This is a genomic window from Kribbella sp. NPDC026596, assembly GCF_040638415.1.
Lineage (GTDB): Bacteria > Actinomycetota > Actinomycetes > Propionibacteriales > Kribbellaceae > Kribbella.
Window position 1 is genome coordinate 22,395 of record NZ_JBEZYF010000037.1, and the last position, 15,213, is coordinate 37,607.

General features: G+C 68.3%; 15 protein-coding genes. 11 read left to right on the plus strand and 4 right to left on the minus strand.

Translation table 11 applies throughout. From position 1 onward, the window contains the following. Positions 1-7 precede the first annotated feature (7 nt). The gene (locus AB0E63_RS27495; RefSeq protein ID WP_360372211.1) at positions 8-526 is read right to left on the minus strand and encodes a VOC family protein; all 519 of its coding nucleotides are present in this window, start codon (positions 524-526) and stop codon (positions 8-10) included. 32 nt (positions 527-558) lie between these two features. Continuing rightward, on the minus strand, positions 559-1,281 hold the full coding sequence (locus tag AB0E63_RS27500) for a LysR family substrate-binding domain-containing protein (RefSeq protein WP_360372214.1): 723 nt from the start codon (positions 1,279-1,281) through the stop codon (positions 559-561). A 33-nt stretch (positions 1,282-1,314) separates the two neighbouring features. Here AB0E63_RS27500 and AB0E63_RS27505 point away from each other — a divergent pair, with 33 nt between their 5' ends. Beyond that, on the plus strand, positions 1,315-1,689 hold the full coding sequence (locus AB0E63_RS27505; RefSeq protein ID WP_360372217.1) for a DUF5997 family protein: 375 nt from the start codon (positions 1,315-1,317) through the stop codon (positions 1,687-1,689). Positions 1,690-1,697: 8 nt separating this feature from the next. On the opposite strand, the gene AB0E63_RS27510 is transcribed toward AB0E63_RS27505, so the two are convergent. Beyond that, complete coding sequence (locus AB0E63_RS27510; RefSeq protein ID WP_360372220.1) at positions 1,698-2,438, minus strand: alanyl-tRNA editing protein; 741 nt, start codon at positions 2,436-2,438, stop codon at positions 1,698-1,700. A 144-nt stretch (positions 2,439-2,582) separates the two neighbouring features. Here AB0E63_RS27510 and AB0E63_RS27515 point away from each other — a divergent pair, with 144 nt between their 5' ends. The 3 genes from AB0E63_RS27515 to AB0E63_RS27525 are packed head-to-tail and all read left to right on the plus strand — an operon-like array spanning position 2,583 to position 6,490. Further along, on the plus strand, positions 2,583-3,506 hold the full coding sequence (locus AB0E63_RS27515; protein ID WP_360372223.1) for a BadF/BadG/BcrA/BcrD ATPase family protein: 924 nt from the start codon (positions 2,583-2,585) through the stop codon (positions 3,504-3,506). A 10-nt stretch (positions 3,507-3,516) separates the two neighbouring features. Continuing rightward, positions 3,517-4,530, plus strand: coding sequence for an SIS domain-containing protein (locus AB0E63_RS27520; protein ID WP_360372226.1), 1,014 nt, complete (start codon positions 3,517-3,519; stop codon positions 4,528-4,530). 13 nt (positions 4,531-4,543) lie between these two features. Then, complete coding sequence (locus AB0E63_RS27525; protein ID WP_360372229.1) at positions 4,544-6,490, plus strand: primary-amine oxidase; 1,947 nt, start codon at positions 4,544-4,546, stop codon at positions 6,488-6,490. On the opposite strand, the gene AB0E63_RS27530 is transcribed toward AB0E63_RS27525, so the two are convergent. After that, on the minus strand, positions 6,462-7,628 hold the full coding sequence (locus AB0E63_RS27530) for an ROK family transcriptional regulator (RefSeq protein ID WP_360372232.1): 1,167 nt from the start codon (positions 7,626-7,628) through the stop codon (positions 6,462-6,464). The genes AB0E63_RS27525 and AB0E63_RS27530 overlap by 29 nt on opposite strands. Positions 7,629-7,748: 120 nt before the next feature. Here AB0E63_RS27530 and AB0E63_RS27535 point away from each other — a divergent pair, with 120 nt between their 5' ends. The 7 genes from AB0E63_RS27535 (at position 7,749) to AB0E63_RS27565 (ending at position 15,209) form a co-directional block, all read left to right on the plus strand. Continuing rightward, positions 7,749-8,693 carry a sugar phosphate isomerase/epimerase gene (locus tag AB0E63_RS27535; protein WP_360372235.1) on the plus strand — a complete coding sequence of 315 codons (945 nt, stop codon included), beginning with the start codon at positions 7,749-7,751 and terminating at the stop codon, positions 8,691-8,693. Between the two features lie 42 nt (positions 8,694-8,735). Beyond that, on the plus strand, positions 8,736-10,199 hold the full coding sequence (locus AB0E63_RS27540) for an aldehyde dehydrogenase family protein (protein WP_360372238.1): 1,464 nt from the start codon (positions 8,736-8,738) through the stop codon (positions 10,197-10,199). A gap of 2 nt (positions 10,200-10,201) precedes the next feature. Then, positions 10,202-11,146: an aldo/keto reductase gene (locus AB0E63_RS27545; protein ID WP_360372241.1), complete on the plus strand. Its 945-nt coding sequence runs from the start codon at positions 10,202-10,204 to the stop codon at positions 11,144-11,146. A gap of 76 nt (positions 11,147-11,222) precedes the next feature. Next, on the plus strand, positions 11,223-11,444 hold the full coding sequence (locus AB0E63_RS27550) for a hypothetical protein (protein WP_360372244.1): 222 nt from the start codon (positions 11,223-11,225) through the stop codon (positions 11,442-11,444). Then, positions 11,414-12,196, plus strand: coding sequence for an ABC transporter permease (locus AB0E63_RS27555; RefSeq protein ID WP_360372247.1), 783 nt, complete (start codon positions 11,414-11,416; stop codon positions 12,194-12,196). The genes AB0E63_RS27550 and AB0E63_RS27555 overlap by 31 nt, the downstream gene beginning before the upstream one ends. Then, positions 12,197-14,197 (plus strand): dipeptide/oligopeptide/nickel ABC transporter permease/ATP-binding protein, encoded by a 2,001-nt coding sequence (locus tag AB0E63_RS27560; protein ID WP_360372250.1) that lies wholly within the window; start codon positions 12,197-12,199, stop codon positions 14,195-14,197. Then, positions 14,181-15,209: an ABC transporter ATP-binding protein gene (locus AB0E63_RS27565; protein ID WP_360372252.1), complete on the plus strand. Its 1,029-nt coding sequence runs from the start codon at positions 14,181-14,183 to the stop codon at positions 15,207-15,209. Before AB0E63_RS27560 ends, AB0E63_RS27565 begins: the two co-directional genes overlap by 17 nt. Positions 15,210-15,213: the final 4 nt, after the last annotated feature.

Below are 15,213 nucleotides of genomic sequence, written 5' to 3' on the forward strand. Positions count from 1 at the left end.
GCTGGTTTCAGCCGAGGATGCGGGAGATGCCGACGCCGCTGCGGGCGTCGCGGCCGTACTTGGCGACCTCCGCGGCCAGGTCCAGCCGGCTGACGCCGGCCTTCTGCCGGTCGTCGTCGGTGAGCAGGTCGGCCGGAATGATCCAGACGATCTCGAACTCGAGTCCGTTCGGGTCCTTGCCGTACAGCGACTTCGTCGTCCCGTGGTCCGACGCCCCGACCAGCGCGCTGTGCTCGCTCAGCGTCGTCGCGAGATCCTCGAGGTCGCCGAGCGTGTCCACCTCCCAGGCCAGGTGGTAGAGCCCGACCGTCGACCGGCCGGCGCCGGATGGCCCGGCCTGCGACCCGATCTGGAACAGCCCGAGGTCATGGTCGTTGGTCGACCCCGGGGCCCGGAGGAACGCGGCGCCTTGCAGCGCATCGCCGCCCTCGGTGTAACCGAAGCCGAGCACGTCACGGTAGAACGCCACGCTCTCGGCCACGTCGCGCACGTACAGCACCGCGTGATTCAACCGGAAGATCGCCATGCCGCCATAATAGTTGAAGACTCAACCGAATACTAGCGCCGGCGCGAAGGCTTCCGCCGCCCGCCGCCGGGAGCCTGCTTCCCCGACTTCGGCTGACTCTTGTTCGGGGTCTTCTTGGTCGCCTTCTCGGGGGTCGTCTTGGCCGGCTTCTCAGCCGGTCCGCGAGTGCTGTTCACCGTCCGGCCGCGGACGATGCCGATGAACTGCTCCATCAGCTCCGACGGCTCGCCTTCCGGCCAGGTCAGCGCGACCTGCGACTCCGGGGCGTCGGTGAGCGGCCGGTAGGTGAGGTCCTTGCGGTGGTGCAGCCGCGCCAGCGACTGCGGTACGACGAGCAACCCGGTGCCCATGGCAACCAAAGCGACCGCGTCGGCGGTGCTGCCCGGTCGCTCGTCGATCACCCGTCCCGGTGGGCGATCCCAGTCGAGTACGTCGTCCTGTGGGTGCAGCATGAGCTCGTCGGCGAGATCCTCGGTCGTGACCTCGTCGGCCGCCGTGACCACATGATCCTTCGGGATCACGACGACCGTCTGCTCGACGTACAGCGGAATGGCGTGCAGGCCGTCGCGGTCGATCGGCAGGCGGAGCAGGGCGGCGTCGGCCTGGCCGGCACGGATCAAGGCGGGTGCGTCGGCGGCGGTGACCTGGATCAGCTCCAGTGGGACCCGGGGCAACCGCTCGCTCCAGATCCGCACCCACTTGGCGGGTGTCACGCCGGGCACGTAGCCCAGCCGGAAGGAGCGTTGTCCGGTCACGCCTGTCAGGTTACCGGGCGTTACGCTGCTCCCATGACGGCGCGCAAGACTCCCCAGACCATGAAGCCCGCGACGGCGGCGAAGAAGCTGGACGTGTACCTCCAGGCGACTCCGGAGGAGTTCCAGGCGGGCATGGTGTCGCGCGACGAGCTGAACGCGCTGCAGTCCGACCCGCCCGAGTGGCTGCGCGAGCTCCGGCGGACCGGTCCGCACCCGCGGTCGGTCGTGGCGGCGCGGCTGGGCGTGTCGATCAGCGGCCTGGCCCGGGCGGGCATCACCGAGGCGCTGACCACCGACGAGATCGAGGAGATCCGGACGGAGAACCCCGACTGGCTGGAGCGCGAGCGCGCCACCGAGGCCGAGGTCCGCCGGCAGGAGGCCGAACTCAAGAACAAGTCACGCTCCTGAGCTGACCGTCAGCTCAGACGGACCCGGAGGCGGCGGAAGCCCCGACCCTTGCTCTCCATCTTGACCACGTCCATCCGGCCGATCAGGGCCGTCGAGGCGACGTGCGTACCGCCGTCGGCCTGGGTGTCCAGGCCGGCGATGTCGACGATGCGGACGACCTCGATATCGGGTGGCAGCAGGTTCGTGGCGGTGCGGATGATGTCCGGGATCGCGAACGCCTCGTCCCGCGGCAGATTGCTCACGGTGATCCGGCGATCGGTCCGGATCTCCGCGTTCACCGCCTCGGCCACCCGATCCTTGAAGTCGGGCGGCACCTCGGCGAGATCGAAGTCCATCCGGGCGGTGAGCGGCTCCATGTTCCCGCCCGTCACCAGCGCGCCGAAGTCACGGAACACCACCCCGGTCAGCACGTGCAGACCGGAGTGCGTCCGCATCAACGCCGTACGGCGTTCGTCGTCCAACGCACCGCGGACGGCGGTGCCGGCCGGCGGCACCGGATCACCTTCCTCCGGCACCAGGTAGAGATCGTCACCCTTGACCGTCCCGGCGATCCGGGTCCGCACCCCGCCCCACAACAACACGCCCTGATCCGGCGGCTGCCCGCCACCGCCTGGATAGAAGGCCGATCGATCGAGCACGATCCCGCGCTCCGGATCGACGCCGACCACCGTCGCTTCCCACTCCCGCACCGACGCATCGTCGAGGTCCAGCCGATGCGTGTGCCCGTGCCGATTCGTCTCGCCGCCCATGATCATCCGAATCTAGCAACCCGCTTCTAAGTTTGTTAAGCTACCGAACATAGCGAATGATTCTCCAGGAAATGCACGGCAGCGCGCGACCGTGGTGGGGCCGTTTCTCTGTTGAGTGCCAATCGAGGGTTCGGTGATCGAACGATGGTAGCTGCCTCGGCCCGCCCGCGGGAGGTTGTCGGCATCGACGTCGGCGGTACCAAGACCCACCTGGCGCTCGGGTACGGCGGGAATGTCATCAAGGAGTGGACCCTGAGCACTCCGTCCTGGCGAACGCACTCCCTCGACGACAATGCGATCGCCCTGCACGGCCTGGTGCGTGAGTGGCTCGGTGACGAAGCGCGGCAACTCCCACTGGTTGTCGGAGCGCACGGCTGCGACAGCACTGAGCAGTGCGACGAGTTCGCGACCGCGTTGCGCCAGTACTTCTCCGGCGGTGTCCTGGTGGTCAACGATGCGGAACTGCTCGTGCCGGCTGCGGCCGGCCGCGACGGCATCGGGCTGATAGCGGGTACTGGTTCGATCGCGGTCGCCCGGATGGACGGCCGGTTGATCACCGCAGGCGGCTGGGGCTGGGTGCTCGGTGACGAAGGCGGAGCTGCCGGGCTGGTCCGTGAAGCGGCTCGCGCGGTGCTCGGCGACTTGGACCGGGGTGAGGCGATCGATCCCCTCGGCCGACGGCTCCTCGCCGTGTTCGACGCCGTCGACGGCGCGCAGTTGGCGATGGCGGTGACGACGTCGACCTCGGCCGCGTGGCTCGGTGAGCGCGCGATCGAGATTTTCCACGCCGCTGATGAGGGCTCGGTTCTCGCCGTACGGGTCATCCGTGAGGCGGGGCTGCAGTTGGCGGAGCTCGTCGACCGGCTGATCCACCGCGGCGTCGCGGCCGGACAGGTCGTCGCTGGAGGCAGCGTGCTCCTGGGGCAGGAGCGGCTCCATGACTCGTTCCGGACGGTCCTCGGTGTACGCCACCCGGACGTCACGGTCCAGGTCCTCGATCGTGCACCGGTTTTCGGCGCGCTCGCCCTGGCGGACGGCGTTACAGAGAGTTCGAACCCGCAGCACTGAAGGGACACCGATGGACTATTACGACGCGGTCGCCGGACAGCCGGTGGCGTTGGAGCGGTCGGCCGTCGCCGTACACACGCGGCTGACCGAGCTCGACCTGGATAGCTGGCGGCAGGGAACGTTCGGCGTCGTGTCGATGGGAGCGAGCAGTCACGCCGGTCATGCTTTGGTGTTCCGGCTCGCGCGGGACGGGCGGCGTGCGGTGAACCTGGCGGGATCGGACGTCGTTGCCCTCGCGCGCTCAGGTTTGGTTGCAGGCCCGGCCGATTCGTATCTCTTCATCTCCGAAGGCGGTCGTAGCCGGGAGACGATCGAGGCCGCGGACCTGGTTCCGGCCGGTGTCCGGCTAGGGCTGACGAATGTGCCGGACGGTCCGCTGGCGGCGCACGTCGATGCGGTCGTGGCTCTGGACGCGGGGGAGGACAGCCGCGTCTACACCGTGGGCTACACCACCACAGTGCAGGCGTGCGGGCTGTTGGCTGATGCGTTGGTCGGCCGGGATGACGGTGACGACTGGCATCGGTTACCCGAGTTGGCTTCGCAGACGCTGCAGCGCCTGGCTCCGGCGGCCGCGGAGGCAGCGGACGTCTTCGCCCGGGCCAGCTCGATCGATGTGATCGGTGCGGCGGGGTCCTATGCGGCGGCTGCCGAGGCGGCGCTGTTGTTGCGGGAGTCGACGAGGATCTGCACCGCCACCTATGAGACCTACCAGTACCTGCACGGTCCGATGGAGCCGCTCACGTCCGCGAACGCCTGTCTGTTGATCGGGGACGGTCGCGAGGTATCGCTGGCCCGGTATCTGGCCCAGGCAGGGATTCCGACCGTGCTGGTGACACCGGCACCGGTGGATCAGGAACGGAACCTCGTCGTGCTGACGGTGCCGCAGGCGCCGACGATGTCCCGCGCGGTGCTGGAGATCCTCCCGGTGCAGTTGCTGGCCGGCGAGATGGCCCGCGTCCGTGGGCTGGCGATCGACGGGTTCCTCCATCACCAGGACGACACCAAGGTGCCGGCACACACGTAGGCGAGGAGAAGCAATGGCGAGCATCCATCCGCTCGACCCGGTCACGGCCGATGAGTACCTGGCGGCACGTGAGGTGCTGGATCGGGCCGGCCTGCTGAGACCGAGCACCCGGTTCGCCTACGCGGGGCTCGAGGAGCCGCCGAAGCAGGACGTCCTGTCGTACGACGGCACCTCGGTGGACCGCAGAGTACGGGTGTTCCTGATCGACGTCGCGACCGGGGAACTAGCCGACGTGGTGGTGTCGGTCAGCCGGAGCGAAGTGATCAGGCAGCGCTCGGTGGATCCCGAACGCGACGGACAGTTCCCGATCCTCGACGAGGATTTCACGCGGGTGGACGAGATCGTGCACGCGGATCCGCAGTGGCAGGAGGCGGTCCTGCGGCGCGGCGTGACCGACCTGGCATCGGTCCGGGTGTGCCCGCTGACGGCCGGTTGGTACGGGCACGCCGGCGAAGAGGGCCGGCGGATCGTCCGGGTGCTCGCTTTCGTCCAGGACCACGAGTCCGACCTGGCGTGGGCACATCCGATCGACGGACTGGCGGCGTACGTCGATCTGATCGAAGGGCGCGTGTTCCAGGTGATCGACGAGGCCGACCTGCCGGTGCCGCGCGATTCCGGGGACTACAACGACCCCGCGGTGAGTGGCCCGCCACGGTCGACCTTGCGGCCGATCGAGATCACCCAGCCGGACGGACCGAGCTTTCGTCTGGACGGGCACCTGCTGGAGTGGCAGAACTGGTCGCTGCGGATCGGCTTCGACGCCCGCGAAGGGCTGTCGCTGCATCAGCTCAGCATCGACGACGCTGGTCGCCGCCGGCCGGTGATCTATCGTGCTTCGGTGCCCGAGATGGTGGTCCCGTACGGCGATCCAGGCCCGGCGCGCTATTTCCAGACCTACTTCGACAACGGCGAGTACCTGACCGGGAAGTTCGCCAACTCGCTCGAACTCGGTTGCGACTGCCTGGGCGAGATCGCGTACCTGGCCGCGACGGTCGCCGACGACCACGGGCGTCCCCGGACCATCCGCAACGCGATCTGCATCCATGAGGAAGACGTCGGCATCCTCTGGAAGCACACCGACATCTTCAACGGCTCGTCGCAGACCCGCCGCCAGCGCCGGCTGGTGATCTCGTTCTTCACCACCGTCGGCAACTACGACTACGGCTACTACTGGTACCTGTACCTCGACGGCACCATCGAGTTCGAGGTGAAACTCACCGGGGTCATCTGGACTTCCAGCTATCCGGCGGACGCCGGCCCGGGCGGGTGCCCGTACGCCGCCGAGGTCGCTCCCGGACTCGGTGCGCCGGCCCATCAGCACCTGTTCGGCGTACGGCTGGACGTGATGGTCGACGGGATCAGCAACGCGGTCGAGGAGGTCGATGTCCAAGGCCTGCCGATCGGGCCTGGCAATCCCTACGGCAACGCCCTCACCCGGACGATCACGCGGCTGACGAACGAGGTCGACGCGACGCGGATGGCCGACACGGACCGCGGCCGGGTGTGGCGCATTGTCAGCACGGAGCGGAACAACAGGCTTGGCGGGCCGACGGCGTACGTCCTGCATCCTCAGCCGGCGCCGCCGCTGCTCGCGGCCGACTCGTCGACGCTGCGCCGACGTGCCGGGTTCGCCACCACGCATCTCTGGGTCACTCAGTACGACGCGGACGAAAGGTATCCCGCGGGCGATTACGTCAATCAGCACCCGGGTGGTGCCGGCCTACCCAGCTATGTCACGGCCGACCGGGACATCGACGGCAGGGACGTCGTGGTGTGGCACACCTTCGGTGCCACGCACTTCCCGCGCACTGAGGACTGGCCGGTCATGCCAGTCGAACGCTGCGGATTCACGCTCCGGCCGGCTGGCTTCTTCGATCGCAACCCGACGCTGGATGTGCCGGCGCCCAGCTCTGGGCACTGCCATGACCACGTCAGGTCAAGCGATCCAGAGCCCGGGTGATGGCGAGGTGAACGGCCCCGAGGACTGTGGCGTGCTCACCCAGGGCGCCGACGGTGATCTCGGTGTCCCAGGCGAGCGAGGTCGTCGCCCGCCGGACCCCGGGAAGGAGCAGCTGGTTCTGGCCGACTCCACCGCCGAGCACGACCAGGCCGGGGTCGAGGACGCTCATCACGCCCACCGCAAGGCGGCCGATGTCGGTGGCGTGCTGATCGACGAGCTTGCGCGCGGTGGACTGGCCTCGGGCCGCGGCCTGGAACAGTGCCTCCGCGTCCTTCGGCACCGGACCGCTGCCGGCGTTCCAGCTGGAGGCGCACCGGGCCATCAGGGCCTCGGACCCGAGGTACTCCTCGAGGCCGGCGCGGGCCGGCTGCTCACCCGGCGACCAGGGGAACGGCATCATCGCCACCTCGCCGGACGCACCGTGCGCGCCGTGCATCAGCTTGCCGTCGATCACGATGCCGAGCCCGATCTTCACGCCCACCTGCAGATAGACGAACGTGTCCTGGTTCTGAGCGGCACCGAGGCGGTGCTCGGCGATGGCGGCACAGTTGACGTTGTTCTCCACGATGACCGGCACATCGGCGGGCACCGGCAGGTCGTCGGCGAGCTGCTCGACGCCGTCGGGTTGCAGCCCGCTGACGCTGTCACTCGACGGCGTGGTGCTCGGCTTGGTCGGCGCGGCCACGACGACGTCGCGCAGCGGGCCGTGATCGTCGCCCACCTCGGCGAGCACCTTCTCGCACAGCTCCATCGTGGCGGACACCGCCGCGTCGGTGACGTTGCGCCGGCGGGCCGAGACGCGCTCCTCCCGGGCGGCGATCTGCTCGCCGTCCAGGGAGTGGGCGACTACCCGGGCCCGCGTCGCGCCGATCTCGACACCGAGGACGTGCCCGGCGCCGGCCGCCAGGGAGTACAGCACCGCGCTGCGACCGGTCGCGCCGCGCGAGGAGCCACTGCTACCGACCAGATCGAGGTCCATCAGCTCGGGCATGACCGCGGACATCGTCGGACGCGACAGTCCGAGCGCCTGGGCCAGTTGGGGCCGGGTCGCCGGTCCGTGCGTCGCCAACCGCCGCAGCACACCGCGAGAGCTGTCCGGCAGGTCCAGTCGGCTCGGGGGCGTCGGCGCTGGGTTCACAACAGGCTCCTGACATCGAACGTCGTCACGCACTGCGCCCATATTAACGCAACTATCGGCTGTTGCTGCGGGCACGGCAGTTTGTTAAGCTACCGAACACTGACGGTCTGGAGGATCGTGATGAAAACCGGAGTGTTCCTGGACTGTCTGCGCGGTTGGGCGCTCGACGACGCGCTGAGCTTCCTGGCCCGGCACGAAGTGCGGTGTCTCGAGGTCGGGACGTTCGGCGAGTACGTCGCCTTCGAGTACCGGCTGGATGATCTCCTCGCCGACGGGCGGCAGCGCAAGGAGCTGCAGTCCCGGATCGAGGCACCCGGCTTGGAGATCAGCGCGTTCGGTTGCTACGGCAACCCGTTGCATCCCGATTCCGGGCGAGCCCTGCGTCAGCAGAACCTGTTCAGCAAGACGGTTGAGCTCGCCGCGCTGCTTGGTGTGCCCACAGTCACGGAGTTCGCCGGCTGTCCGGGTGACTCGGAGCAGGCGCGCTTTCCCAACTGGATCTCCATCCTGGCGCTGGACGATTTCGCGCGGATTCTGGACTGGCAGTGGTCCGAGCGAGTCCTGCCGTACTGGGAGCGAGCCGCGGCGTTCTGTGCCGATCACGACGTACGGGTCGCCCTCGAGTTGTATCCGGGCAGTGTTGTCTTCAATCCACGCACGCTGCTCCGGCTCCGTGACGCCGTTGGCCCGGCAGTCGGAGCGTTGGTCGACCCGAGTCACTTGTTCTGGCAGCAGATCGACGTACCGGGTGCGGTGCGATATCTCGGCTCTGCCGTGCATCGCGTTCACCTGAACGACAGTCAACTCAGGACGCAGAACCTCGCCGAGGTCGGCGTCCTCAATCCGGCTCCCGGCGCGGACTGGACGGAGAAGCCGTGGGTGCATCGCACCGTCGGCTTCGGCCACGGCGCCGACTTCTGGACGGACTTCGTGGCCAGCGTGGTGGAGGTCGGCTACACCGGCGACCTGTGCATCGAGCAGGGAGATCCGCTGTACGACGACGCCGACGGTATCGCCAAGGCAGTCGCGCTGATCCGATCGATCGCCCCGGGCGACGACCACTGACGGCACACCGCGGGCTCGGAGCGCGGAGATGCGGAGAAGCACGTGAAGATCCAGGACCAACCGTGGCAGCAGAGCGTGTTCGTGGACGGGCAGTTCCGGCGGCCGACCGGCAACGCCGGGATCGACGTCCGTGACAAAGCGTCGAACGAGGTGTTCGCGACGGCCGGACTCGCCGACCTGTCGGACGTGGACGACGCCGTCGAGTCGGCCACCGTCGCGCAGGGTGCCTGGGCGCAGCGGACCTACGCCGAACGCGCGGCCGTGCTGCGGCAGGTGGCCGCCGTACTGGCTGAGCGTGCGCCGTTCCTGCGTGAACTCCTGATCCGTGAGACCGGCTGTATCGCGGGCAAGGCGGACTACGAGATCGGCGCCGCTACGAGCGAGCTGATGGAGGCGGCCGGGCTGGCATCCCGGCCTGTGGGTGAGGTGCTCGCCTCGAACCACGCCGGCAGGCTCTCGTTGTCGGAACGTGTCCCGATCGGGGTGGTCGGCGTGATCACCCCATGGAACTTTCCCTTGGTGCTGGGCATGCGAGTGATCGCCCCGGCGCTCGCGCTCGGCAACACCGTCGTACTCAAGCCGTCGCCGGAGACGCCGATCAGCGGTGGGCTTGCGATCGCGGAGCTGTTCGCCGCGGCCGGCGTCCCGGCGGGGATCCTGAATGTCGTGCCAGGGCAGGAGAAAACCGGTCGACGGCTGGTCGAACATCCCGGGATCGCGATGGTCCACTTCACCGGATCGACCAAGGTCGGACGCGAGATCGCCGCTGTCGCCGGAGGCCTGCTGAAGAAGGTGTCCCTGGAGCTCGGCGGCAACAACGCGCTGATCGTCCTGGACGACGCGGACCTCGAGCAGGCGACGATGATCGGGGCGTGGTCGAGCTTCCATTACCAGGGACAGACCTGCATCACCGCCGGCCGCCACATCGTGCGGCGGGAGATCGCCGATGCGTACGTCGCCGGCCTGTCCGCACGGGCTGCGGCAATCACCGTCGGCGACCCGCTCAACGGGATGGTCGGGCTGGGACCCATGATCAATGCCAGGCAACAGGCCAGGGCGCAGGAAATGCTCGACGAGGCGATCGCCGGGGGAGCCCGGATCGTGACCGGCGGCTCGGACGAGGTGCCGTTCTTCCGACCGACCGTGGTGGTCGACGTGACACCGCGGATGCGGCTGTGGAACGAGGAGATCTTCGCGCCGATCGCGCCTGTACTGGTGGTCGACAGCGATGCGGAAGCGCTGGAGGTCGCGAACGACACCGGATACGGACTGGTCGACTCCGTGCTGACCGCGGACCTGGCGCGTGGCCTCGCGATCGCCCGGAACCTGTCCGCGGGAATGGTGCACATCAACGACGCGACACCTCAGGACGAGGCGCTGGCACCGTTCGGCGGGATCGGGCGGTCGGGGCTCGGTGGGCGCGCCGGTGGCGACTCCAACCTTGACGAATTCACCGAGCGCCGCTGGACGACCGTTGCCGGCGGCCCCGCGCACTACCCGTACTGACCATGGACTATCGGGCACTCGGACGATCCGGTCAGCTCGTCTCGGTGGTCGGTCTCGGCTGCCTCAACTTCGGCAGCCGGATGGACGCCGACGCCACCCGATCCGTGGTGGACGCGGCGATCGAGCTTGGCATCACGCTGTTCGACACCGCCGACATCTACGGTCCCGATGGTGGCTCTGAACGCGTGCTGGGGGAGGTGCTGGCGGGTCGGCGGGACCAGGTTGTGCTGGCCACGAAGTTCGGCCATCCGGGGGTCGATATGGGCCTCGGTCCGGCGGCCGGTGCGAAGGGTGGCCGCGCCTACATCCGGCGTGCCGTCGAGGGGTCGTTGCGCCGGTTGCGCACGGACTACCTCGACCTCTATCAGATCCACATGCCCGATCCGGCGACGCCGATCCTGGAGACGCTGGCGGCACTGCACGAACTCGTTGTCGAGGGCAAGGTTCGGTATCTCGGCCACTCGAACTTCGCCGGCTGGCAGCTCGCCGAGGCCGACCATCTCGCGCGCGAGAACGGGCTGACGCCGTTCGTCTCGGCGCAGAACAACTGGTCGCTGCTTGTTCGGGACGTCGAGGCCGAGCTCGTGCCGGCCGCCGAGCACTACGGCATCGGTGTGTTGCCCTACTACCCACTCGCGGAAGGCATGCTGACCGGGAAGGTCCGCTGCGGTGAGCCGCTGCCCGACGGCACCCGGATCGCCGACCGCAGTCATCTGGTCACCGAGCTGCGCCTCGATCAGGTCGCCCGGCTGACCCAGTGGGGACAGGAGAACGGCCGCACGTTGCTCGAGCTGGCGATCGGCTGGCTGGCCGCTCAGCCCAGCGTCGGTTCCGTCATCGCCGGCGCGAGTACACCTGATCAGTTGCGCGCGAACGTACTGGCCGCCGGGTGGCAGCCCGACCGGTCGGAGCTGCGGGCGATCGACGACATCCTGACCGTGCACTGACAGCCGCCAGAACCTTGTGCTGGTCTCTGGGAGTTTGTTAAGCTACCGAACATAGCGACGATGGCAGGAGGATCGAGTGCGTTATCTGGCCCGGCGCTTCGCCTTTTACCTCGTCACGGCGTGGGCAGCGCTCACGCTGAACTTCTTGATTCCCCGCCTGATGCCCGGCGACCCGGTCCAGGCGCTGCTGTCCCGTTTCCGGGGCCGGCTGGACCCACGGGCCACCGAAGCGCTGACCGCGATGTTCGGCCTCGGTGACGAGTCGATGTGCAGTACCGCACGTACCTGGTCGACCTGAGCAAGGGCGATTTCGGGCTGTCGTTCACCTTCTTTCCGACCCCGGTCTCCACGGTGATCCTGGACAGCCTGCTCTGGACGATCGTCCTGGTCGGCATCGCGACGGTTGTCAGCTTCGTCATCGGGACCTTGCTGGGGATCGTGGCCGGCTGGCGGCGGGGCTCGCGGTGGGACCATTTGCTGCCGGTCACCACGTTCTTCTCGTCGATCCCGTACTTCTGGTTCGGCCTGATCGTGCTGTTCGTCCTCAGCGGCGAGCTGCGCTGGTTCCCGCTCGCCGGCGGGTACTCGTCCTGGTTGTCGGTGGACTTCTCCTGGGCGTTCCTGTCCAGCGCGGTCAGGCACGCCGTACTGCCGGGGCTGACGATCGTCGTCGCGTCGGTGGCCGGATGGCTGATCCCGATGCGGAACATGATGGTGACGACCATGTCGGACGACTACGTCGTCCTGGCAGAGGCGAAGGGACTGCCGCCGCGCCGGGTGATGCTCAACTACGCGGCGCGCAACGCCATCCTGCCGTCGGTCGCGACGTTCACGATGTCGCTGGGCTTCGTCGTGGGCGGTGCGGTGCTGACCGAGATCGTCTTCTCGTATCCGGGCATCGGCAACACCTTGTACCAGGCCGTGATCAACGAGGACTTCCCGCTGATGCAGGGCATCTTCCTGATCATCACCTTCGTCGTCCTGCTGGCGAACTTCCTGGCCGATCTGGTCTATGTCTGGCTGGATCCGCGGACCCGGGTGGAGGCGTAGATGGCTGTTCAGGCGGTAGCCGAAGCCGGGCCGGAGCCGGCCACGCTGCAGAGTTCGAAGACTTCTGGGCGATCCCGGTTCTCCGGGCTGCGCTCGGCGAAAACGATGACCGGACTGGTCATCTTCGGCATGTTCGTCGTCGCCGGCGCCGTCGGCCCGATGCTGTACCGGACCGATCCGTCCGCGCTGTCCAACGACATCCTCCAGCCGCCGTCCGGCGCGCACTGGTTCGGAACCACCCAGACCGGTCAGGACATCCTCGCCCAGGTGCTGGTCGGGACGAGGGTGTCGCTCCTCGTCGGAGTGACCGCGGCCGTGATGGCGACCGTGCTGTCGCTCATCGTTGGACTGACAGCCGGGTACGTCGGTGGTCTGACAGACGAACTGTTGTCCGCGCTCGCCAACGTGTTTCTGGTGATCCCGGCGCTGCCGCTGGTCGTCGTACTGGCCGGATACCTGCCCACCCGGGGTTCCTTGACGGTGGCGGTCGTGATCAGCCTCACCGGCTGGTCCTGGGGCGCGCGGATCCTGCGGGCGCAGACGCTGTCGATCCGTCGGCGCGACTTCATCGAGGCGGCCCGGGCGACCGGCGAGCGACCGACCCGCATCATCCTGTTCGAGATCCTGCCGAACGAGATCGCCATCGTCGCGTCGAGCTTCCTGTTCACCATCGTCTTCGCCATCCTGACGCAGGCCGGTCTGGCGTTCCTGGGCCTTTCCGATGTCACGACCTGGTCGTGGGGCGGAATCCTCTACTGGGCTCAGAACAACCAGGCGCTGCAGTCGGGCGCGTGGTGGTGGTTCGTGCCACCAGGGCTGTGCATCGCACTCATCGGGATGGCGCTGGCCCTCATCAACTTCGGCATCGACGAGTTCGTGAACCCCCGCCTCCGGGTCCGGGGTATCAAGTCCCGCAAGACCACCGGCCGACGCGGTCCGTCCGGCTCGACACCGCCTAGGCACAAGGTCGTCCCGGCCCTGTCTTTGTCTGGGGACGTGGTGCTTGAGGTCGCCGGCTTGCGCGTGGACTACGGGGAAGGCTCGAGCGCGGTTCATGCCGTCGATGGTGTGGATCTGGTACTGCGTCGTGGCGAGGTGCTCGGTGTGGCCGGTGAGTCGGGGTCGGGCAAGTCCACCCTGGCCTACGCGATCACCCGGCTGCTGCGTCCGCCCGGCCAGGTCGTGGCCGGTTCGATTCGCTACCAACCGCGGGGCGAGGAGCCGGTGGACGTCCTGCAGATGTCGGACACCGAGCTGCGCTCCTTCCGGTGGGCAGAGCTGGCCATCGTCTTCCAGAGTGCGCTGAACTCCCTGAATCCGGTGCTGCAGTTGCGAGTTCAGATGGGTGACGCCCTCGCCGCGCACCGTCCCGGGATGACCAGCCAGCAACGCGAGGCGCGGGTGGTCGAGGTCATGGCGATGGTCGGGTTGCCGGTGGACCGGGCCGGCGCGTACCCGCACGAGTTGTCCGGCGGTATGCGGCAACGCGCGCTGATCGCGATGGCGCTCGTACTGGAGCCAGACATCCTCGTACTGGATGAGCCGACCACAGCTCTCGACGTCGTCGTACAGCGCCAGATCCTGACCAAGATCATGAACCTGCGCGAGCAGCTCGGGTTCGCGGTCATCTTCATCACTCACGACCTGTCGCTCTTGATCGAGGTGGCCGACCGGATCGCCATCATGTACGCCGGCCGCGTGATCGAGACCGGGGCTGCGACGGAGCTGTACCGCAGGCCGCGGCACCCGTACAGCGACGGCCTGCTGCATTCGTTCCCGCACCTGCACGGACCGCGCCGGGTCCTGACCGGCATCCCGGGTGCGCCACCGGATCTGCGCCTGCGCTCCGCGGGCTGTCCGTTCCAGCCGCGCTGCGGGCAGGCCGTCGCGGCGTGTACGACGACCATGCCGTTGCTGTTGGCCCCCACATCGGCACCGGCCGGTCACCTCGTCGCGTGCCTGCTCACCCAACCGAGGAGTGGTGATGTCGGTCAGGTCTGATGGCGCCCCGGCCCTGGAGGCGCGGGGACTGGTCAAGCACTTTCCCGTGCACCGGATCGGCCAGCGGCTGCGCGGACGCGGTGAGGTCGTGCACGCCGTCGACGACGTCTCGCTGATCCTCCGGTCCGGAGCGGTGACCGCACTCGTCGGGGAGTCGGGCTCCGGCAAGTCCACGGTTGCCCGGCTGCTGGCCGGTCTCTACCCGGTCACCAGTGGAACGATCGCGATCGGTGGTGCGACCGTACGGGCGACCCGGGGCCGGCTGTTCCGGGAGCACGTGCGCCGTGTGCAGGTCGTGTTCCAGGATCCGTTCGGCTCGCTGAATCCGATCCACACCATCGCCTACCACCTCCAGCGTCCCCTGAAGGTCCATGGCTACGCGAAGACGCGGGCGGCGGCCCGGGCTGCCACCGTCGACCTGCTCGAACAGGTCAACCTCACTCCACCGGAACAGTTCCTGGCGAAGTTCCCGCACGAACTCTCCGGCGGCCAGCTGCAACGAATCGCGATCGCCCGCGCGCTCGCGGCCAAGCCCAAGGTCCTGCTCGCCGACGAGCCTGTCTCGATGCTCGACGTGTCGATCCGGCTCGGCATCCTCAATCTGCTCGCCGGCCTGGTCAAGTCGCTCGGCCTGGCGATGCTGTACATCACCCACGACATCGCGTCCGCCCGGTACTTCGCGACGACGACGCTGGTCATGTACGCGGGCCGGGTGATCGAGGGCGGACCGTCGGAGGAGCTCGTCCAGCGGCCCGCACATCCCTACACGCAGCTCTTGCTCGCGTCCGCCCCCGACCCGGATCGCGCCGGCAGCGATCTGGACCTGTTCGACGCGGGGGAGCCACCGAGTCTGGTCAGGCCGCCCGAGGGTTGCCGGTTCCATCCCCGATGTCCACATGCGATGGACATCTGCCGTACCGAGGCGCCCGGCACAACCGAGCTGCGCCCCGGCCATTGGACGAGGTGCTGGCTGTACAACGCGGGCGCCGAGACCTCCCCAGCAGACAGCTGAATCA

Coding starts and splice junctions, on each gene's coding strand:
- AB0E63_RS27495 (WP_360372211.1), bottom strand. CDS start 526: ATGGCGATCTTCCGGTTGAATCACGCGGTGCTGTACGTGCGCGACGTG.
- AB0E63_RS27505 (WP_360372217.1), top strand. CDS start 1,315: ATGACGGCGCGCAAGACTCCCCAGACCATGAAGCCCGCGACGGCGGCG.
- AB0E63_RS27510 (WP_360372220.1), bottom strand. CDS start 2,438: ATGGGCGGCGAGACGAATCGGCACGGGCACACGCATCGGCTGGACCTC.
- AB0E63_RS27515 (WP_360372223.1), top strand. CDS start 2,583: ATGGTAGCTGCCTCGGCCCGCCCGCGGGAGGTTGTCGGCATCGACGTC.
- AB0E63_RS27520 (WP_360372226.1), top strand. CDS start 3,517: ATGGACTATTACGACGCGGTCGCCGGACAGCCGGTGGCGTTGGAGCGG.
- AB0E63_RS27525 (WP_360372229.1), top strand. CDS start 4,544: ATGGCGAGCATCCATCCGCTCGACCCGGTCACGGCCGATGAGTACCTG.
- AB0E63_RS27535 (WP_360372235.1), top strand. CDS start 7,749: ATGAAAACCGGAGTGTTCCTGGACTGTCTGCGCGGTTGGGCGCTCGAC.
- AB0E63_RS27545 (WP_360372241.1), top strand. CDS start 10,202: ATGGACTATCGGGCACTCGGACGATCCGGTCAGCTCGTCTCGGTGGTC.
- AB0E63_RS27560 (WP_360372250.1), top strand. CDS start 12,197: ATGGCTGTTCAGGCGGTAGCCGAAGCCGGGCCGGAGCCGGCCACGCTG.
- AB0E63_RS27565 (WP_360372252.1), top strand. CDS start 14,181: ATGTCGGTCAGGTCTGATGGCGCCCCGGCCCTGGAGGCGCGGGGACTG.